This is a genomic window from Kocuria sp. KRD140, assembly GCF_017168375.1.
Lineage (GTDB): Bacteria > Actinomycetota > Actinomycetes > Actinomycetales > Micrococcaceae > Kocuria > Kocuria marina.
This window is the reverse complement of the sequence record NZ_JABFAW010000001.1, coordinates 456,881-477,380: the sequence shown is the minus strand read 5'-3', so window position 1 is coordinate 477,380 and position 20,500 is coordinate 456,881. Positions and strand designations below refer to the sequence as shown.

16 protein-coding genes and 1 pseudogene are annotated in these 20,500 nt (G+C 69.7%); 16 read left to right on the top strand and 1 reads right to left on the bottom strand.

The features are described 5' to 3' along the window. The first annotated feature begins 28 nt into the window (after nucleotides 1-28). From ribB to pyk, 16 genes and pseudogenes are all read left to right on the top strand, one after another. Nucleotides 29-1,423 (top strand): 3,4-dihydroxy-2-butanone-4-phosphate synthase, encoded by a 1,395-nt coding sequence (gene ribB / locus J1M36_RS02060; RefSeq protein ID WP_082943381.1) that lies wholly within the window; start codon nucleotides 29-31, stop codon nucleotides 1,421-1,423. Continuing rightward, a complete protein-coding gene (gene ribA / locus J1M36_RS02055) occupies nucleotides 1,420-2,121 on the top strand; it encodes a GTP cyclohydrolase II (protein ID WP_082943382.1) in 702 nt (233 codons plus the stop codon). Before ribB ends, ribA begins: the two co-directional genes overlap by 4 nt. Continuing rightward, nucleotides 2,118-2,597, top strand: coding sequence for a 6,7-dimethyl-8-ribityllumazine synthase (ribH, locus tag J1M36_RS02050; RefSeq protein WP_064846821.1), 480 nt, complete (start codon nucleotides 2,118-2,120; stop codon nucleotides 2,595-2,597). The genes ribA and ribH overlap by 4 nt, the downstream gene beginning before the upstream one ends. Nucleotides 2,598-2,711: 114 nt before the next feature. Beyond that, nucleotides 2,712-2,975 (top strand): phosphoribosyl-ATP diphosphatase, encoded by a 264-nt coding sequence (locus J1M36_RS02045; protein ID WP_035962118.1) that lies wholly within the window; start codon nucleotides 2,712-2,714, stop codon nucleotides 2,973-2,975. Between the two features lie 69 nt (nucleotides 2,976-3,044). Then, nucleotides 3,045-3,890 carry an ATP phosphoribosyltransferase gene (hisG, locus tag J1M36_RS02040; protein WP_206478540.1) on the top strand — a complete coding sequence of 282 codons (846 nt, stop codon included), beginning with the start codon at nucleotides 3,045-3,047 and terminating at the stop codon, nucleotides 3,888-3,890. Nucleotides 3,891-3,938: 48 nt separating this feature from the next. Continuing rightward, on the top strand, nucleotides 3,939-4,703 hold the full coding sequence (hisF, locus tag J1M36_RS02035) for an imidazole glycerol phosphate synthase subunit HisF (protein WP_206478539.1): 765 nt from the start codon (nucleotides 3,939-3,941) through the stop codon (nucleotides 4,701-4,703). A gap of 23 nt (nucleotides 4,704-4,726) precedes the next feature. Continuing rightward, the gene (gene hisI / locus J1M36_RS02030; RefSeq protein WP_206478538.1) at nucleotides 4,727-5,107 is read left to right on the top strand and encodes a phosphoribosyl-AMP cyclohydrolase; all 381 of its coding nucleotides are present in this window, start codon (nucleotides 4,727-4,729) and stop codon (nucleotides 5,105-5,107) included. Then, a pseudogene (locus J1M36_RS02025) lies at nucleotides 5,108-6,599 on the top strand (chorismate-binding protein). Between the two features lie 2 nt (nucleotides 6,600-6,601). Next, nucleotides 6,602-7,243, top strand: coding sequence for a Trp biosynthesis-associated membrane protein (locus J1M36_RS02020; protein WP_193519547.1), 642 nt, complete (start codon nucleotides 6,602-6,604; stop codon nucleotides 7,241-7,243). 132 nt (nucleotides 7,244-7,375) lie between these two features. Then, entirely contained in the window at nucleotides 7,376-7,621 is a 246-nt protein-coding gene (locus tag J1M36_RS02015) for an HGxxPAAW family protein (RefSeq protein WP_098054460.1), read from the top strand. A 131-nt stretch (nucleotides 7,622-7,752) separates the two neighbouring features. After that, on the top strand, nucleotides 7,753-9,918 hold the full coding sequence (locus J1M36_RS02010) for a bifunctional phosphoribosylanthranilate isomerase/tryptophan synthase subunit beta (RefSeq protein WP_206478537.1): 2,166 nt from the start codon (nucleotides 7,753-7,755) through the stop codon (nucleotides 9,916-9,918). A 38-nt stretch (nucleotides 9,919-9,956) separates the two neighbouring features. Then, on the top strand, nucleotides 9,957-10,763 hold the full coding sequence (trpA, locus tag J1M36_RS02005) for a tryptophan synthase subunit alpha (RefSeq protein WP_342358274.1): 807 nt from the start codon (nucleotides 9,957-9,959) through the stop codon (nucleotides 10,761-10,763). Beyond that, nucleotides 10,763-11,626, top strand: a complete 864-nt coding sequence (lgt, locus tag J1M36_RS02000) for a prolipoprotein diacylglyceryl transferase (RefSeq protein ID WP_206478535.1) — start codon at nucleotides 10,763-10,765, stop codon at nucleotides 11,624-11,626. The genes trpA and lgt overlap by 1 nt, the downstream gene beginning before the upstream one ends. A 327-nt stretch (nucleotides 11,627-11,953) precedes the next feature. Next, on the top strand, nucleotides 11,954-16,669 hold the full coding sequence (gltB, locus tag J1M36_RS01995; RefSeq protein WP_231885605.1) for a glutamate synthase large subunit: 4,716 nt from the start codon (nucleotides 11,954-11,956) through the stop codon (nucleotides 16,667-16,669). Further along, nucleotides 16,662-18,125, top strand: a complete 1,464-nt coding sequence (locus tag J1M36_RS01990; RefSeq protein ID WP_064846829.1) for a glutamate synthase subunit beta — start codon at nucleotides 16,662-16,664, stop codon at nucleotides 18,123-18,125. The genes gltB and J1M36_RS01990 overlap by 8 nt, the downstream gene beginning before the upstream one ends. A 182-nt stretch (nucleotides 18,126-18,307) precedes the next feature. Beyond that, nucleotides 18,308-19,810 carry a pyruvate kinase gene (pyk, locus tag J1M36_RS01985; protein WP_064846830.1) on the top strand — a complete coding sequence of 501 codons (1,503 nt, stop codon included), beginning with the start codon at nucleotides 18,308-18,310 and terminating at the stop codon, nucleotides 19,808-19,810. A gap of 400 nt (nucleotides 19,811-20,210) precedes the next feature. Here pyk and J1M36_RS01980 read toward each other — a convergent pair whose 3' ends face one another. After that, nucleotides 20,211-20,393 carry a DUF1801 domain-containing protein gene (locus J1M36_RS01980; protein ID WP_206478534.1) on the bottom strand — a complete coding sequence of 61 codons (183 nt, stop codon included), beginning with the start codon at nucleotides 20,391-20,393 and terminating at the stop codon, nucleotides 20,211-20,213. Nucleotides 20,394-20,500 lie beyond the last annotated feature (107 nt).

Below are 20,500 nucleotides of genomic sequence, written 5' to 3'. Positions count from 1 at the left end.
GCGCACCCCGGATCCCCAAGGAGAATCAGTGTTCACCGGAATTGTCGAAGCCCAGGCCACCGTGGAACGTGTGGAACGGTTGGCGCAGGACGCCGCCCGGCTGCACGTGTCCGCGGGGCCACTCGTCGCGGACCTGCCCCACGGCGGCTCACTCGCGGTTAACGGGGTGTGCCTGACCGCGGTCCCCTCGGGCGCGGCGGGGGACTTCACCGCGGACGTCATGGGTGAGACACTGCGCCTGACCACCCTGGGGGCGCTCGGACACGGTGACCTGGTGAACGTGGAACGCTGCACCGCAGCCGGGCAGCGCCTGGACGGGCACGTGGTTCAGGGGCACGTGGACGGCGTGGGCACCGTGGTGCAGCGCACGTCCCACACCGGATGGGAGACCGTGCGGATCAGAGTTCCCGTGGCACTTGCGCGCTACATCGCGGTCAAGGGTTCGATCGCCGTGGACGGCGTGTCCCTCACGGTCACTGCGGTGAACTCCACGGACGAGCCCGAGGCGTGGTTCGAGGTGGGGCTGATCCCGGAGACCCTGCGCGCGACCACGCTCGGCGCTCGCACGCCGGGTTCCACCGTCAACCTCGAGGTGGACGTGCTCGCCAAGTACGCCGAGCGCCTGGCCTCGTACGCGGCACCCGCGACACCGCGCGGCGTCGCCCTCGATCCGGTCGCGGACGCCGTGGCCGCGATGGCCTCGGGTGCCGCGGTCGTTGTCGTGGACGACGAGGGCCGGGAGAACGAGGGCGACCTGGTGTTCGCGGCCCAGCACGCGACCCAGCCCCTCATGGGCTTCACGATCCGGCACAGCTCCGGGGTGGTGTGCGTGCCCATGACCGACGAGCGCGCGGACCGGCTTGCCCTGCCGCCCATGACCGAGCACAACGAGGACGCCAAGGCCACGGCGTACACCGTGACGTGCGACGCCCGCACCGGGATCACCACCGGGATCAGCGCGCGGGACCGGGCGCTGACCACGCGACTGCTCGCGCTGCCCGGCACCACCGCGGCCGAGCTCACGCGGCCCGGCCACATCCTGCCGCTGCGCGCGGTCCCTGGCGGGGTGCGCGAACGAGCGGGGCACACCGAGGCCGCCGTGGAGCTCGCGCGGCTCGCAGGGTGCGAGCCCGTGGGTGCGATCGCGGAGATCGTCGACGACGCCGGGCAGCCCCTGCGCGCCCCCGCCCTGCGGCGGTTCGCGGACGAGCACGGGCTCGTAATGATCAGCATCGCCGATCTGATCGCCCACCTGGACGCGACGGATGCCGCTGAGGACGCCGTCCCGCGGGCGGTCGCGAACGACGCCGGTGCCGCGGCTCAGGACGCGAAGGGCACAACTCGACCGAGCGCCGTCGACGTCGCCGGGGGCGCCACCGCGCCGTCGGTGGACACCACGGGGGAGGGAGACCGCATCGCATGAGCGTTTTCGACCACGGTGAGATCCCCGAACACGCGTCACCGGCCGACAATCACGCGGCTCCGGGAGCGGAGCCCCTGCACCACAGCGACCCCGTGACCGTGCCCTCCGAGTACGGCACGTTCTCGGTGACCGGTTGGCGCGTTCCGGAGCCGTCGGGGATCCCCGCCGCCGAGCACGTCTCGCTCACGGCACCCCCGCCCGCCGACGAAGCCGCTCTGCCACCGTTGCTGCGGCTGCATTCCGAGTGCCTCACCGGGGACGTCTTCGGCTCGTGGCGCTGTGACTGCGGACCGCAACTGCACCTTGCGCTGGAACGGATCTCCCGCCACGGGGGCACGGTGCTGTACCTGCGCAACCACGAGGGCCGCGGGATCGGGCTGATCAACAAGCTGCGCGCCTACAAGCTCCAGGACGGCGGAGCGGACACCGTGGACGCCAACACCATGCTCGGGCTGCCCGCGGAGGCCCGGGACTACACCGCCGCCGCCCGGATCCTCGCGGCCATGGGCCTGACCACGGTGCGGCTGCTGACCAACAACCCGGACAAGGTCGCCAAGCTCGAGGCGCTCGGGATCACCGTGGCGAACGTGATCCCCCACGAGGTCCACGCGCGCACCGAGAACCTGGACTACCTGCGCACCAAGCGCGACCGCATGCACCACCACCTGACCCACCTCAACCCAGGAGAAACATCATGAGCGGACACGGCGCCCCGACCACCCTCGCCTCGGACCTCGACGCCTCGGACCTGACCGTGGCCGTGGTCGCCGCGAGCTGGCACACGACGATCATGGACGGGCTGCTCGACGGCGCCCTGCGCGCCCTCACGGAAGCGAACACCGGCACGGTCGTGCGGGTGCGCGTGCCCGGGAGCTTCGAGCTGCCCGTGGCCGCCCGCCGCCTGGCGGAGACGGCGGACGCGGTGGTCGCGCTCGGCGTCGTGATCCGCGGCGGCACCCCGCACTTCGACTACGTGTGCCACGCCGCGACCTCCGGACTCACGGACGTGTCCGTGGCCACCGGGACCCCGGTGGGCTTCGGCGTACTCACATGTGACACGGAGGAACAGGGCCTGGACCGCGCCGGCCTCGAGGGCTCGCACGAGGACAAGGGCTACGAGGCCGCCCACGCCGCCCTGAGCACCGCCCTGACCCTGCGCGAGCACGGGGTCTGAACGGAGCAGACGCTCGCGGCCGGTCCGCCATGCTCGATCCGCGGAGGCCGGCCGCGAGCGGCGTGCATGTGCCACGCGTTCGGGACGGGCACGCGCACCCATTACCCTGAAGGGGTGAAAACCTTCGAAGACCTCTTCACCGAACTGCGCACCAAGGCCGAGCAACGCCCCGAGGGATCCAGGACCGTCACGGAACTGGACTCCGGGATCCACGGCATCGGGAAGAAGGTCGTCGAGGAGGCCGCCGAGGTCTGGATGGCGTGCGAGTACGAGTCTGACGCCGAGGCCGCTGAGGAGATCTCCCAGTTGCTCTACCACGTGCAGGTCATGATGATCGCCAAGGGTATGAGCCTCGAGGACGTCTACAAGTACCTCTGAGCCCCGCGCGTCACCCGCTCCGGGCACCGCCCCGATCCCCGTCATCTGCGCCCCGCGGAAAGGAATCCCATGCTGCGAGTAGCCGTGCCCAACAAGGGCGCGCTGTCCGAAGCCGCCATCACCATGCTCACCGAGGCCGGTTACCGGCAGCGGCGCAGCACCCGGGAACTCGTGCTCGTGGACAACGACAACCACGTGGAGTTCTTCTACCTGCGCCCGCGGGACATCGCGATCTACGTGGGTGGCGGCACCCTGGACCTGGGGATCACCGGACGGGACCTGCTGCTCGATTCCGACGCGGAGGCCGAGGAGGAGCTGGGCCTGGACTTCGCCCGTTCCACCTTCCGGTTGGCCGGCCCGCGCGGCCAGTTCGAGTCCGTGCAGGAACTCGAGGGCAAGCGGATCGCCACGAGCTACCAGTTGCTGCTGGAGCGTTACCTCGCGGACCGCGGCGTGGATGCCGAGGTCGTGCGCCTGGACGGCGCCGTAGAATCCTCCATTCGGTTGGGTGTCGCGGACGCGATCGCGGACGTCGTGGAGACCGGCAACACCCTGCGCGCGGCGGGCCTCGAGATCTTCGACGAACCGATCATGACCTCCGAGGCGCTGCTCATCCGCCGCCGCGACGAACCGGAACCCGAGGGACTGCGCGTGCTGCGACGTCGTCTGCAGGGTGTGCTGGTCGCGCGGCAGTACGTGATGATGGACTACGACATCACCGAGGACCTGCTGGCCGCCGCCACCGAGATCACCCCGGGTATGCAGGGCCCCACGATCTCCCCGCTCGGTCACGACGGCGCGGTGGCCGTTCGCGCGATGGTGCGCAAGAGCGACACCAACAAGGTCATGGACGCGCTCTACGAAGTGGGGGCCCGGGCCATCCTGGTCTCACCCATCCAGGCCGCGCGGATCTGACGCGGGCGCGGGCGAAGAGAAGTCGAGAGCAGTAAGGACGGTGGCGTAATGGGTGTGGCCGTACGAGTCATTCCGTGTCTGGACGTCGACGCCGGGCGCGTGGTCAAGGGCGTGAACTTCGAGAACCTGCGGGACGCGGGGGATCCTGTGGAACTCGCGGCGCGCTACAACCTGGCCGGCGCGGACGAGCTCACGTTCCTGGACGTGACCGCGTCCTCGAGCGAGCGGGACACCATGTTCGACGTCGTGGCCCGCACCGCAGAGAAGGTGTTCATCCCCCTGACCGTGGGGGGCGGCGTGCGCACGGCGCAGGACGTGGACCGGTTGCTGCGCTGCGGCGCGGACAAGGCCTCGATCAACACCGCGGCGGTCACGCGCCCGGAGGTCATCGACGAGATCACGAACCGCTTCGGCAACCAGGTGCTCGTGCTGTCCCTGGACGCGAAACGCACGGGCAACACCCCGTCCGGTTTCGAGGTCACCACGCGCGGTGGGCGCACGCTCACGGGCCTGGACGCGCTCGAGTGGGCCTGGGAGGCCGAGGAACGCGGGGTCGGGGAGATCCTGCTCAACTCGATGGACGCGGACGGGACCCGCGAGGGCTTCGACCTGGAGATGATCTCCGCCGTGCGGGATCGGGTAAACGTTCCGCTCATCGCGTCGGGCGGGGCCGGGGCACCCGAGCACTTCCCGCCCGCGGTCGCCGTCGGCGCGGACGCGGTGCTGGCGGCCTCGGTGTTCCACTTCGGCCCGGACGACGCGATCGCGGACGTCAAGAACGCCCTGCGTGCCGCAGGTTACGAGGTGCGCTGATGTCCCAGAACCAGGAGACGCGGATGAGTACCGCCACGGCCGAGTTCACGACCCACAACCTGGACCCCCGCATCGCCGAGCAGCTCTCGCACAACGAGGCGGGACTCGTGGCGGCGATCATCCAGCAGTACGACACCAAGGAGGTGCTCATGCTGGGCTGGATGAACGACGAGGCCCTGCACCGCACCCTGACCGAGGGTCGCGTGACCTTCTGGTCGCGGTCCCGCCAGGAGTACTGGCGCAAGGGGGACACCTCCGGGCACTACCAGAGCGTGCACTCCGTGAGCCTGGACTGTGACGGGGACGCCTTGCTCGTGCAGGTGGACCAGCACGGCGCGGCATGCCACACGGGCTCGCGCACGTGTTTCGACGATCGAGACCTCCACGCGGAACAGGCGGTTTAAATGCACGAACTCGGCAACATCACCCCCACCCTTGAGGAGTTCCGGCAGTATGCCGCGACCCGCCGCGTGATCCCGGTGCGCACCACGGTGCTCGCGGACTCACTGACCCCCGTGGGTCTGTACCGCGCGCTCGTGACCCGCGAGGGCGAACCCCGCCCGGGCACGTTCCTGCTCGAGTCCGCTGCGGAGGGCGGGGTGTGGTCCCGCTACTCGTTCGTGGGTGCCGGTTCCGTGGCCACGCTGACCTCCCGGGACGGGCAGGCGCACTGGATCGGTGACGCACCGGCCGGGGCACCGGTGGACGGCGATCCCCTCGACGCACTGCGCGCGACCATGCAGTTGCTGCACACCGCACGACCTGCACATGCCCGAGCTGGCCATGAACCTGGTCGCGGACATGGCCGTGCACGACAGCAAGGACGGCTCCGTGCTGCTCGTGGCCAATGCCGTGAACGTCAACGGCACGGACGAGAACGTGGATGCCGCCTACCACGACGCCGTGTCCCGGTTGCGCTCCATGGTGACCCGCCTGGCCACCCCGCTCGAGCGCACTACGGTGTCCATCGCGGAGCAGGGAGCACCGGAGCTCACGGACGTGGAGTCCGTCGCGCGCCAGTCGTGGGACCGGGAGCTGTTCATGTCCGCGATCGACCGCGGCAAGCAGGCGATCGTGGACGGCGACATCTTCCAGGTGGTGGTCTCGCGCCGCTTCGAGGCTGAGTGCCACGCGAGCTCGCTGGACGTCTACCGCACGCTGCGCCGGATCAACCCGAGCCCGTACATGTACCTGTACTCGTTCGAGGACGCCCAAGGTCGGCCGTACTCGATCGTGGGTTCCTCACCCGAGGCGCTCGTGACGGTCACGGGCCGCCAGGCCATGACCCACCCGATCGCGGGCTCCCGCCCGCGCGGTGCCACGGTGGACGAGGACGTGGCCCTGGGCCAGGACCTGCTCGCGGACGAGAAGGAACGCGCGGAGCACCTCATGCTCGTGGACCTGGCCCGCAACGATCTTTCCAAGGTCGCCGAGCCCGGCAGCGTGGACGTGAGCGAGTTCATGGAGATCGAGCGTTTCAGCCACATCATGCACCTGTGCTCCACGGTGGTCGCGCGCATGCGCGAGGACGTCACCGCCTACGACGTCCTCGCCGCCACGTTCCCCGCGGGCACGCTCTCGGGCGCGCCCAAGCCTCGCGCGTTGCGCCTGCTCGACGAGTACGAGCCGCTGCGCCGGGCCGTCTACGGCGGCGTCGTGGGCTACATGGACTTCGCGGGGAACATGGACATGGCGATCGCGATCCGCACGGCGCTGCTGCTCGAGGGTACGGCGTACGTCCAGGCGGGCGGCGGTATCGTGGCTGATTCGGATCCCGAGTCCGAGGCCCAGGAATCCCTCAACAAGGCCACCGCGCCGTTGCGCGCCGCGCTGATCGCCCAGACCCTGCGCGAGCCGGGCACGGACACCCGGGCCTCCCGTCCCCCGAGGAGCTGACGTTGCTGCGCCGCACCGCACCCGCCGTCCTGGTCACGCTGTTGTGTGCCCTGGCGTTGTTCGCCACGACCACCGCCACCTGGATCCACGCGGACGTCCCCACGTCCCTGCAGTCGGTCACGGTGGACGTCCCCGGGGCCGACGCCGCTCCGGCCGTCACCGCCCTGGGTCTTGTCGCCGCCGTGGCCGCGGTGGCCTCCACGCTGGGAGGCCGGGTGCTGCGCATGATCGTGGGCGCCGTCGTCGCGCTAGCGGGCGTGGGCGCGGTGCTCGCGGTGCTGGCCGTCACAGGGGACTCGCGTGCGGCCGCGCAACCCACGGTCGGCGCGCAGACGGGTGTGATCAACGACGGCGGGGACTACGCCCTTACCGGGTGGCCGTGGGCCGCCGTGACCGCCGCGGTGCTGCTCGCACTGTGCGGCGTGTGGCTCGCGGTGGTCGCCCGGCACGCGCGACGGCGCAATGCGCAACGCTACGATCGCGCTGCGGTCGCCGGCAGCGTGGGAACCGCCGCGACGACGGCCGCGATGCATCCGCGGGGTGGCGAGGCCTCGGCAGGGGAGACCCAGGCCGCGGAGCACGTGGACGACATCGACACGTGGGACGCGCTGACCCGCGGCGAGGATCCTACACAAACCGACTGAACCGCGTGGGCTGCGGCGCGCACGCGCCGGGAAGTGGCACAATGGGGTCAGAGAATCCTCGGTCCCACGGCTCACGCGGGACCGGCAATCCAAGAGCCGAGCGGCTCAACCGGCACGGGAGAGTGGACACGCATGTCGAACACCGATCAGATCATCCTGGACCACACCGCCGCGGTGGGCCACGGCAACACCGTGGCCGCGTGGGCCTGTGTGGGCGTGATGACCGTGGGTGTCATCGTGGGCTGCGTGGGTTTCGTGATGGCTTCGGTCCCTGTGACGGTCGTGGGCATCGGTCTGATCATCGTGGGCGTGATCGTGGGCGGCGTGCTCAAGTCCATGGGGTACGGCAAGGGCGGGTCCAAGACCAAGTCCCACTGATCGCCGCAGGGGATCGGTACCGCATTCATCCGTCGATGACCAGTTCCGCGCTGTCGGGGAACTGGTCATCGTCGTCCGTGCGCCGGGTGCACCGCACGCCGGCGTGCACCGAGAACTAAGTGAGGAATCGCATGACGCAGCAGCACACCGGTACGGTGCTGGACCGGATCATCGAGGGGGTGCGCGAGGACCTCGAGACCCGGAAGACATCGGTGTCCCTGCAGGACGTGCGCCATGCCGCCGCGGAACAGACTCCCGCGCTGGACGCCGAGTCCGCGCTGCGCGGTTCGGATCCCGCGTCCGTGCAGGTGATCGCCGAGGTCAAGCGCTCGAGCCCGTCCAAGGGTGCGCTCGCAGCGATCGAGGACCCGGCGCAGCTGGCCGCCGCGTACGAGCGCGGTGGGGCCTCCGTGATCTCCGTGCTCACCGAGCAGCGCCGCTTCGGGGGCTCGCTCGCGGACCTCGACGCCGTACGCCGCGCCGTGGGCATCCCCGTGCTGCGCAAGGACTTCGTGGTCGAGGAGTACCAGGTGTGGGAGGCCCGCGCGCACGGTGCGGACATCGTGCTGCTCATCGTGGCGGCCCTCGACGACGCCACCCTGCGGGAGCTGCTCGAGCTGACCCACCACCTCGGCATGCATGCGCTCGTGGAGACGCACACCGAGGAGGAGATCGATCGCGCCGTCGCCGTGGGTGCGCGGATCATCGGGGTGAACACCCGCAACCTCAAGACCCTGGACGTGGACGTGGACACGTTCGGTCGGCTCGCCGAGCGGTTGCCACGCGAGGCCGTGATCGTGGCGGAGTCCGGTGTCCTGGGGGAGGAGCAGATCCGGTTGTACGCGGGCCACGGCGCCAACGCGGTGCTGACCGGTGAGGTGCTCGTGCGCGCCGAGGACCCCGCGCAGACCATCGGTCGCTTCCGGGAGGTCGGCGCAATGTCCCGGGCCGAGTACTTGGCGGGGGCCACCCCGAGCGCCGCGCAGGAGGAACTCGCCGCGGCCCAGGTCTCGGGGGAGGCTTCCGCACGGGACGCCGAGTCCCTCCGGCACGCCCCGGGCCCTTACTTCGGGGACTTCGGTGGCCGGTGGATGCCCGAGTCCCTCGTGGCGGCCCTGGACGAACTGACCGAGACGTTCGACAAGGCTCGTACGGATGAGACCTTCCAGGACGAGTTCCAGCGGCTCTCCCGCGAGTACTCCGGCCGACCCTCCCTGCTCACCGAGGCCGAGCGCTTCGGCGCGGAACTCGGGGTGCGCGTGTTCCTCAAGCGTGAGGACCTCAACCACACCGGTTCCCACAAAATCAACAACGTGCTGGGGCAGGCCCTGTTGGCCCGGCGCATGGGCAAGACACGGCTGATCGCCGAGACAGGCGCGGGCCAGCACGGTGTGGCCACGGCCACCGCAGCGGCTCTGTTCGGCATGGAGTGCTGCGTGTACATGGGCGAGGAGGACACGCGCCGCCAAGCGCTCAATGTCGCGCGCATGCGGCTGCTGGGAGCGGAGGTCGTGGCCGTGAAGAACGGTTCCCGCACCCTCAAGGACGCGATCAACGAGGCCCTGCGGGACTGGGTCGCGTCCGTGGAGACCACTCACTACCTGCTCGGCACCGCCGCCGGACCGCATCCGTTCCCGGCTATGGTCCGCTACTTCCACGAACAGATCGGTGAGGAGGCCCGCGCGCAGATCCTCGAGCAGGCAGGCCGCCTCCCGGACGCCGTGACCGCGTGCGTGGGCGGCGGGTCCAACGCCATCGGGATCTTCCACGGCTTCCTGGACGATGAGTCCGTGCAGCTCTACGGCAACGAGGCCGGGGGTGACGGCGTGCAGACCGGCCGCCACGCCGCGACCATCACACTGGGCCGACCGGGCGTGCTGCACGGCGCCAAGACGTTCCTCATGCAGGACCCGGACGGGCAGACCGTGGAGTCCCACTCGATCTCCGCCGGCCTGGACTACCCCGCCGTGGGGCCGGAACACTCCTACCTGCACTCGATCGGGCGCGTGAACTACGAAGCGGTCACGGACGTCCAGGCCATGGACGCCTTCCGGCTGTTGTGCCGCACCGAGGGCATCCTCCCGGCCATCGAGTCCTCCCACGCGCTCGCCGGCGCCCGCGAGGTCGCTGCCCGCTGGGTCGCGGAACTCGGGCCCGAGGAAGCGGCGCAGAAGATCATCATGGTCTCGCTCTCCGGGCGCGGCGACAAGGACGTGGCCACCGCGGGGGAATGGTTCGACCTCCTCCCGCAGGACAGCCACGAGGAACGCGTGGCGCAGAAAGGCGAACAACTGTGAGCACCACCGAGCACACCCCTGCGGGCTTGACCGAACGCATCGTCCCGCGTGACCTCACGCGCAGCGCGGACTCCGCGCTGTCGCGGCGGATCGAACGGTGCAAGGCCGAGGGCCGCCCGGCCCTCGTGGGCTATCTGCCCGCCGGGTACCCCACCGTCGAGGAGTCCGCCGCCGCCGCCGTGGCCCTGGGTCGCAACGGCGCGGACATCATCGAGATCGGCATCCCCTACTCGGAGCCCGTGATGGACGGACCGGTCATCCAGGCGGCGACCACCCAGGCGCTCGCCAACGGTTTCCGGGTCGAGGACGCGTTCACCGTGGTGCGCGCCGTCGCCGAGCAGACGGACGCGGTCCCCGTGGTGATGACGTACTGGAACCCCGTGCTGCAGGCGGGGGTGGACGAGTTCGCGCGCCGGCTCAAGGACGCCGGGGGAGCCGGGATCATCACCCCGGACCTGATCCCGGACGAGGCCTCGGAATGGTTCGCGGCCTCCGAGGAGCACGGTCTGGACCGGATCTTCCTGGTGGCCCCGTCCACCACCCGTGAGCGCATGGACATGACTGTGAGCGCGGCCTCCGGCTTCGTGTACGCGGTGTCCGTGATGGGCGTGACCGGGACCCGGGACCAGGTGTCCTCGGCCGCCGAGGACGTCGTCGCCCGCGCACGCGGGGCCGGTGCGGAGCGGGTGTGCGTGGGCCTGGGGGTGTCCAGCCGCGAGCACGTGCTGGAGATCGGGGCGTACGCGGACGGCGTGATCGTGGGCACGGCTCTCGTGCGCGCGCTCGGTGAGGGCGGGCCGCAGGCCGTGGGTGAGCTCGCCGCGCACCTCGCGGGACGCGACTGATGCCGCCGGTGCTGCACGCCTCCATCCCGTCCCCGAGCATCAGCAGCATCCACCTGGGGCCGCTCACGGTGCACTTCTACGCGCTGTGCATCCTGCTCGGGATGGCCCTGGCCATCTGGCTCACCATGCGGCGCTGGAAGCAGTGCGGTCAGGACCCGGACGTACTGTGGGACATCGTGTTCTGGGCGGTGCTCGCCGGGATCGTGGGGGCGCGCGCCTACCACGTGCTGATCACGGACCCCGCCGGGTACTTCGGGCCCGGCGCGGACCCCCTGGCCGTCTTCCGGATCTGGGAGGGCGGACTCGGCATCATGGGCGCCGTGCTGTTCGGCGCCGTGGCCGCGTGGTTCGTCTCGCGCAAGAACGGGTTGTCGCTCGCCGTGTTCGCGGACTGCGTGGCCCCCGGACTCCTGCTTGCCCAGGCCGTGGGACGGTGGGGCAACTGGTTCAACCAGGAACTGTTCGGCAGACCCACCACACTGCCGTGGGGGCTCGAGATCTCCCCGGCGTCCCCGAACTTCCCCGCGGGGCTGCCCGCGGACACGCTGTTCCACCCCACGTTCCTGTATGAGAGCCTGTGGAACCTGCTGGGTGTGGTGCTGCTGCTCGCAATCGACCGCCGCATGCGGGACCCGCACGGGCGCATCTTCGCGCTGTACATGATCTACTACGGGATCGGGCGACTGCTCATCGAGCTGTTCCTGCGCGTGGACCCGGCCCTGATGATCGCCGGTGTGCGCGTGCACGTGTGGACCTCGCTGCTGATCGTCATCGCGGGCATCATCCTCTTCGCGGTCCTGGGTAGGCGTGCCCGCTCTCGTGCCGGGGCAGCGGCCGAGCCTGCCCGGGCCGTGCGTTCCTGACGCGTCCTCCGGGTCTCCGACCACGACGCCGCACGCGGGCCCCGCAGAGCTCTTCACGACTCCGCGGGGCCCGCGTCGTCGTCCGTGCGATCCGTCACGCATGTTCGTGTGACGTGGCCTACGTGGTAAATTACCCGAGCACCGTGCCTGTCCCGCTCATCCGTGGGACCCGCCGGTTCGATCCACGGCCCACGGGCCGCTTCCTTCCGCAACGGGGCGGACACGCGCGTCACCTGGATCCCGCGTCGCCCGCTGCGCACCCACCGAGTGCTCCCCGGGCCTCGTCCGACGCATTCGACCTGCCGGCCCTTGGTGAGGAGTACCGCCATGAGCAGTGACCAGATAGCAGCCCCGAACTCCCGCGAGCAGCATCGCGTGAGCACCACGGATCCCGTCCACCGGGACGCACCCGAACCACGCGACGCCGCCGAACCGGTGTCCCCGTTCGAGCGTTTCTCGGCAGTGCCCGAGGATCAGGGCCTGTACCGCTCGGAGGACGAGAAGGACGCGTGCGGTCTGGCCGTCGTGGCCACCCTGGACGGCGTGGCCTCCCACGACATCGTGGACGCCGCGCTCACGGCCCTGCGCAACCTCGAGCACCGCGGTGCGGTAGGTGGGGACGAGGGCACCGGGGACGGCGCCGGTCTGCTGACCCAGATCCCGGACGAGTTCCTGCGCGAGGTGGTGGACTTCCCGCTGCCGCCCCAGGGGGCCTACGTGGTGGGCACGGCGTTCATGCCCACCGGCGGTAAGCACCTCGAGGAGCTCAAGCGCTCGCTCGAGGAACTCGCCCGCATGGAACGCCTCACGGTCCTGGGCTGGCGGGACGTCCCCGTGGTCGACGACGCCGTGGGCGCGTCCGCGCGCGCCGTGATGCCAACGTTCGTGCAGTTCTTCGTCTCCGACAGCAGTCACAACGAGCGGGCGGCGTCCCTGTTTGCGCAGGACGCAACGTCCTACGATCCCGTGGCCGCCCAGCTCGAACTGGACCAGAAGGCGTTCCGCGTGCGCAAGCGCGCGCAGAACAAGTTCGGGGTGTACTTCCCGTCCTTCTCGTCCCGCACGCTCGTGTACAAGGGCATGCTCACCACGGCTCAGCTCGAACCGTTCTACCCGGACCTGTCCGATCCGCGGTTCACGACCAAGCTCGCGGTGGTGCACTCGCGCTTCTCCACCAATACGTTCCCGTCCTGGCCGCTCGCCCAGCCCATGCGAACGCTCGCGCACAACGGTGAAATCAACACCGTGGTGGGCAACCGCAACTGGATGCGCGCACGCCAGTCCTCGCTGTCCGGGGCCGTGCTGGGCCGCCAGCCCGAGGACCTGTTCCCCATCTGCTCGGAGGGCGCGTCCGACTCGCAGTCGCTCGACGAGGTTGCCGAGCTGCTCCAGCTCGCGGGCCGGCCCGTGACCGAGACCATGCTCATGCTGATCCCGGAGGCGTGGCAGAACCATGAGACCATGGATCCGCAGCTCAAGGCTTTCTACCAGTACCACGCCACGCTCATGGAGCCGTGGGACGGTCCCGCGTGCGTGTCCTTCACGGACGGCGTGCGCGTGGGCTCGGTCCTGGACCGTAACGGGTTGCGCCCGGGGCGGTTCTGGCAGACCGACGACGGTCTGGTGATCTTCGCCTCCGAGGTGGGCGTCGTGGACGTGGGGGAGCGCGTCGTCGTCCGCAAGGGCCGGGTGTCCCCGGGGACCATGTTCCTCGTGGACACGGACGAGGGCCGGATCGTGGAGGACAGCGAGATCAAGGCCGAACTCGCCGCCACCAAGCCGTGGCAGGACTGGGTGCGGGACTCGGTGCTGCCCATCACGGAGCTGCCCGAACGCGAGCACATGACCCACCCGCCGCACTCCATCCGGTTACGACAGAAGACCTTCGGCTACACCGAGGAAGAGCTCAAGCTGATCATCGGTCCCATGGCCGCGGCCGGCGCCGAGCCCATCTACGCGATGGGCACGGACACGCCCGTGGCGGTGCTGTCCAACCGCTCGCGGCTGTTGTTCGACTACTTCGTGCAGTCCTTCGCGCAAGTGACCAACCCGCCGCTCGACGCGATCCGCGAGGAACTCGTCACGTCCATGGCCGGTGCCGTGGGGCCCATGGCCAACATGCTCTCCACGCAGCAGACCCGGACGCGCCAGATCCAGCTGAACTTCCCGGTGATCGACAACGACCAGCTGGACCAGTTCGTGCACCTGGACGACGACGGCGTGCCCCTGAGCCTGCGCGTGCGCGGGCTGTACCGTCCCGTGGACGGTGCGGACTCGCTGCGGGCCCGGATCGCGGAGATCTGCGAGAAGGTCTCCGCGGCCGTGAACCGCGGGGTGCAGTTCGTCATCATCTCCGACCGGGACTCCAACGGCGTGTGGGCTCCCATCCCGTCCCTGCTGCTGACCTCCGCCGTGCACCACCACCTGTTGCGCTCGGCGACCCGCACCAAGGTGGCCCTGATCGTGGAATCGGGGGACGTGCGGGAGGTCCACCACGTGGCCCTGCTGCTGGGCTACGGGGCGTCGGCCGTGAACCCCTACCTGGCCATGGAATCCGCCGAGGAACTCGTGCGCCGCGGGGAGATCCGGGGGGTCACGGAAGAACAGGCCGTGGCGAACCTCATCAAGGCGCTGGGCAAGGGCGTGCAGAAGATCATGTCCAAGATGGGCATCTCCACCGTGCAGTCGTACTGCGGTGCGCAGACGTTCGAGGCCCTGGGCCTGTCGAGCGAGCTCGTGGACGACTACTTCGCGGGCACACGGACCCAGATCGAGGGTGTGGGTCTGGACGTGATCGCCGCGGAGATCCAGTCCCGACACCGCCTGGCCTATCCGGAGGACGGCGTCACCGAACCGCACCGGGACCTCGCCACGGGCGGCGAGTACGACTGGCGCCGCGAGGGACCGCGGCACCTGTTCGACCCGCACACGGTCTTCCGGTTGCAGCACGCGACCCGCACGGGCCGCTACGACATCTTCAAGTCCTACACGTCCCGTGTGGACGACCAGGCCAAGGAGCTCGCGACCCTGCGCGGACTCATGAGTTTCGCGTCCACGCGCGAGCCCGTGGACATCGACGAGGTGGAGCCCGTGAGCGAGATCGTCAAGCGGTTCTCCACGGGTGCCATGAGCTACGGCTCGATCTCCGCGGAGGCCCACGAGACGCTCGCGATCGCCATGAACCGTCTGGGCGCCAAGTCCAACACGGGCGAGGGCGGTGAGGACGTCGAGCGGCTGATCGACCCCGAGCGGCGTTCGGCGATCAAGCAGGTGGCCTCTGGCCGGTTCGGGGTCACGAGCCTGTACCTCGCGACCGCGGACGACCTGCAGATCAAGATGGCCCAGGGCGCCAAGCCCGGCGAGGGCGGGCAGCTCATGGCGCAGAAGGTCTACCCATGGATCGCGCGCACGCGCCACGCGACCCCGGGGGTTTCGCTGATCTCCCCGCCGCCGCACCACGACATCTACTCGATCGAGGACCTCGCGCAGCTGATCTACGACCTCAAGCACGCCAACCCTCGCGCTCGCGTGCACGTCAAGCTCGTGTCGGAACGCGGGATTGGGACGGTCGCGGCGGGCGTGACCAAGGCCAAGGCCGACGTCGTACTGGTCTCCGGCCACGACGGCGGCACGGGCGCGGCGCCCCTGAACTCGCTCAAGCACGCGGGCATGCCGTGGGAGCTGGGACTCGCGGAGACCCAGCAGACCCTGCGGCTGAACGGGCTGCGCGAGCGCGTGGTCGTGCAGGCGGACGGCCAGCTCAAGACGGGGCGCGACGTCGTCGTCGCCGCGTTGCTGGGCGCCGAGGAATTCGGCTTCGCCACGGCGCCGCTCGTGGTGGAGGGCTGCATCATGATGCGCAAGTGCCATCTGGACACGTGCCCCGTGGGAGTTGCCACGCAGAACCCCGAACTGCGCAAGCGCTTCACGGGCAAGGCCGAGCACGTGGTGAACTTCTTCGAGTTCATTGCCCAAGAGGTGCGCGAGATCCTCGCCGAACTCGGGTTCCGCAGCATCGCGGAGGCCGTGGGGCACGCCGAGGTACTGCGCACGCGGGAGGCCGTGGCGCACTGGAAGGCCAAGGGGCTGGACCTGAGCCCCGTGCTCGATTCGTTCCGCGCGGAAGGGGTCACGGGCGGACTGCGCAATACCGGCGTCCAGGACCACGAACTCGAGAAGCACTTCGACACGAAGCTCATCCCGCTCGCGCAACCGGCGATCGAACGCGGTGAACCCGTGCGCGTACAGGAACGCGTGATCAACACGGACCGCGCCGTGGGCACGATGCTCGGATACACCGTGACCAGCGCGCTCGGGACCCGGGAACTGCCGGATGACACGATCGACGTGACCCTGACCGGTCAGGCCGGCCAGTCGCTGGGCGCCTTCGTGCCCCGCGGTATCACGCTGCGGCTCGAGGGGGACGCGAACGACTACACGGGCAAGGGTCTTTCCGGCGGACGGATCGTCGTGCGGCCCCCGCGCGACGCCGGGTTCGTGGCCCACGAGAACGTGATCGCGGGCAACGTGATCGGTTACGGCGCCACGAGCGGCGAGATGTTCTTCAACGGCACCGTGGGGGAGCGCTTCCTGGTGCGCAATTCCGGGGCCACCGCGGTGGTCGAGGGCATCGGTGACCACGGCTGCGAGTACATGACCGGGGGTGTGGCCGTGGTGCTGGGTGAGACGGGCCGCAACTTCGGGGCCGGGATGTCCGGCGGTGTGGCATACGTGCTGGACCTGGACGAGCGGGACGTGAACAAGCAGGCCCGCGAGAGCGGTGAACTGCACCTCGAGCACCCGGACGCCAACGACCGTGAGTTGCTCGCCGACCTCATCAAGCGCCACGGTGAGGAGACCGGGTCCGAGTTCGCGCGTCAACTGCTCGCGGACCCGGACCGCACGATGTCGCGCTTCACCAAACTGCTGCCGCGGGACTACTCCGCGGTGCTTGCACTGCGCAACGAGGCCGAAGCCGCCGGGGACGACCCGGACGGCGACGGCACCTGGCACAAGATTCTGGAGGTGACCGGCCGTGGCTGATCCCCGTGGTTTTCTCAAGGTCCGCACACGCGAGGACCGTCCCAAGCGCCCCGTCCCGGTGCGCCTCATGGACTGGGCGGAGGTGCAGCAACGCCAGGAGGCGGGGACGCTGCACGAGCAGGCCGGGCGCTGCATGGACTGCGGTGTGCCGTTCTGTCACCAGGGGTGTCCCCTGGGCAACCTCATCCCCGAGTGGAACGACCTCGTGTGGCGTGACCGGTGGGACGAGGCCTCCGAGCGGATGCACGCGACCAACAACTTCCCGGAGTTCACCGGGCGCGTGTGCCCCGCGCCGTGCGAGTCCTCGTGCGTGCTCGGGATCAACCAGGAGCCCGTGACCATCAAGCAGGTCGAGTACGCGATCGGCGAGAAGGCGTTCGACGACGACCTCATCAAGCCCTACGTCCCGCAGCGGCTCGTGGGCAAGACGGTCGCGGTGGTCGGTTCCGGTCCCGCCGGACTCGCAGCGGCCCAGCAGCTCACGCAGGCGGGGTTCACGGTGGCCGTGTACGAACGGGACGACCGGATCGGCGGTCTGCTGCGCTATGGCATCCCCGACTTCAAGCTCGAGAAGTCCGTGCTCGAACGCCGGCTCGAGATCATGCGCCAGGAGGGCACCAAGTTCCGCCCGGGCGTGGAGATCGGCACGGACATCACGTGGGACGCGCTGCGCAGGCGTTACGACGCCGTGATCGTGGCCACGGGTGCCACGCGGCCCCGTGAGCTCGCGATCCCCGGCCGTGAGCTCGCGGGGATCCACTACGCCATGGACTTCCTCGTGCGAGCCAACCACCTGGTGGCCGAGGACCACGTCCCCGACCCCATCGACGCGCGCGGCAAGCACGTGATCGTGTTGGGCGGCGGTGACACCGGTTCCGACTGCATCGGCACCGCGCTGCGCCAGGGTGCGGCGTCCGTGACGTCGCTCGCGATCGGTCGCAAGCCTCCCGTGGACCGCGCGGACGAGGAACCGTGGCCCATGATGCCCCGGGTCTTCGAGGTCTCCACGTCCCACGAGGAGGGCGGCGAACGAACGTACCTGGCCTCTACGGTGGAGTTCGTGGGGCAGGACGGCCGGGTCACGGGACTGCGCGTGGCGGAGACCGAGTACCGCGAGGACGGCTCCCGCGGTCCCGTGGCCGGCACCGAGAAGGTGTTGCCTGCGGACCTGATCCTGCTCGCCCTGGGATTCACGGGCAATGAGTCCCGCGAGCTCACCGAGCAGCTACCCGTGGCGCTGGACTCCCGGGACAACGTGGCGCGGGACGAGACCTACATGACCGCCGTGGACGGGGTGTTCTCGTGCGGTGACGCAGGTCGTGGGCAGTCCCTCGTGGTGTGGGCCATCGCGGAGGGCCGGGCGTGCGCCGCTCACGTGGAACGCCACCTGACAGGCCAGACCCGGTTGCCAGAACCCGTGACCCCGTCCGAGCGGGCGATCGACCTGAGCCTGTGACCCGCACGCATCCGTGATCCTCCCGGCACCCGCCATGAGTTCTGCCATATCAATTCCCAGGGCTCGTTGCTAAGCTAGGAACGGACATCGGCGAAGCGGCCGCGGTCGGGCAGCACCAGGCTGCTCGACCCGGCCGCTTCGTCATATGCGCCAACCATCCGCCATTCGAAAGGGAGTCACCCATGCGTCGAGCGAAGATCGTGGCCACCATCGGCCCCGCCATCTCCTCGTACGAGAACGTCACCCAGGCGATCCAGGCCGGAATGAACGTGGCTCGCCTCAACATGAGTCACGGTGACCACACCGTGCACAATACGTCCTACGAGAACCTGCGCCGGGCCAGCGAAGAGCTGGGCACCACGGTCGCGATCCTCGCGGACCTGCAGGGGCCCAAGATCCGGCTGGGCAACTTCGCGGACGGCCCCCATGCGCTGGACGTGGGTGACACCTTCACGATCACGATCGAGGACGTCCCCGGCTCCAAGGAGCTGTGCTCCACGACCCACAAGGGCCTGCCCGGCGACGTCAACGTGGGGGACCCGCTGCTGATCGACGACGGCAAGGTCGCCCTGCGCGCCACGGCCGTGTCGGACACCGCCGTCACCACCGAGGTCGTGGTCGCCGGGACCGTGTCCGACCACAAGGGCATCAACCTCCCCGGCGTGGCCGTCAACGTCCCCGCACTGAGCGAGAAGGACGAGGCGGACCTGCGCTGGGCCCTGCAGCGCGGCGTCGACATCATCGCGCTGTCCTTCGTGCGGGACGCCCAGGACATCACCCGGGTGCACGAGATCATGGCGGAGGAGGATCGCAAGATCCCCGTGATCGCCAAGATCGAGAAGCCTCAGGCCGTGGATGCGCTGCACGAGATCATCGACGCGTTCGACGGCATCATGGTTGCCCGCGGCGACCTCGGTGTGGAGCTGCCGCTGGAGGCCGTGCCGATCGTGCAGAAGCGCGCGATCGAGCTCGCCCGCCGCTGGGCGAAGCCCGTGATCGTGGCCACCCAGGTGCTCGAGTCCATGATCGACAACCCGCGCCCCACGCGCGCCGAGGCCTCGGACTGCGCGAACGCCGTGCTCGACGGCGCGGACGCCGTGATGCTCTCGGGCGAGACCTCGGTGGGCAAGTACCCCATCAAGACGCTCGAGACCATGTCGAACATTATCCTGGCCACCGAGACGCAGGGCATGGACCGCATGCCCCCGCTGGGCACCGAGCCCCGCACGCGCGGCGGCGCCATCACCCGCGCGGCGGTGACCATCGCCCGGCAGCTGGACGTGAACTACATCTGCACGTTCACCCAGACGGGTGACTCGGCCCGCCGGTTGTCCCGGTTGCGCCCGGAACGCCCGATCCTCGCGTTCACCCCCGAGAAGAGCGTGCAGGCGTGGCTGCAGTTGCTGTGGGGCGTCCAGCCCATCCGGGTGGATCGCGTGGAGCACACCGACGACATGACTCGTCAGGTGGACCACTACCTGCTCCAGCATGATCTCGCCAACACCGAGGACATGGTCATCATCTGCGCCGGTTCGCCCCCGGGCCACGCCGGGTCCACCAACCTCGTGAAGGTGCACCGCGTGGGCGACCTCCAGGACGCCGGCGAGGCACCCCAGCGCGAACCCCGCGAGCGCGTGGGGCCGTGGGGCGGCATGGCCGGTTCCGCCACGTGGCGGGAGCCGTGATCGGTCGCTGACCCACGCGGGTCGGCCGTATGGCGGACCGCTGCGAGCTGTTCTCGTCGCGGCATCTGCGTGTGGGTGTCGATCCGATGTTCTAGTGGAGTAAAGGCAGTCCGGACGCCGTCCGAGCTGCCTTTACTCCACTCTGCGTCCTGACCGTGGACGCTGTGATCGATCGCGCGAACAGCGGCTGGGGCCCTACGGTCTCCGAAAGGTTTTGCTACGCGCCTTGATCGCGGAGCCGGTCCCGCATGAGGGATTCGAGCAGCGTGATGGGCAGGGGCCGGTCGTAGGGAAGCTTGATGAACCCGGCGCCGTACGCCTCCCCCACAGCCGCTACCCGTGACTGGTGGGGTGCGAAGAACTCGGGGGTGGACCGCAGGGAGCAGTGGTGCTTGAAGTTCTACAGCATGCACAGAGTGGTGTTGTCGTCGAGCACGTACGTGGGCTGGTTCCACTTCAGGACCTCCCGCGCGTGCGGCGCCACGCCACGGCTGAGGTCTCGAAGCGCCTCGAGGTGGGGACGTTGGTGGGGCTCCAGTCGAGCGGAATAGTCCTCGGCATCGATCCGCTTGGGCATCGGCATGGGGTCTCCCGTCGTGGTGTGAGCTGTGTCGGAGGTGCTCAGGCTGTCGGCCCCATCCTGGGAAGTCGACCACGGGCAGGTCTCCCCATTGCTGACAGGTTCCCGAC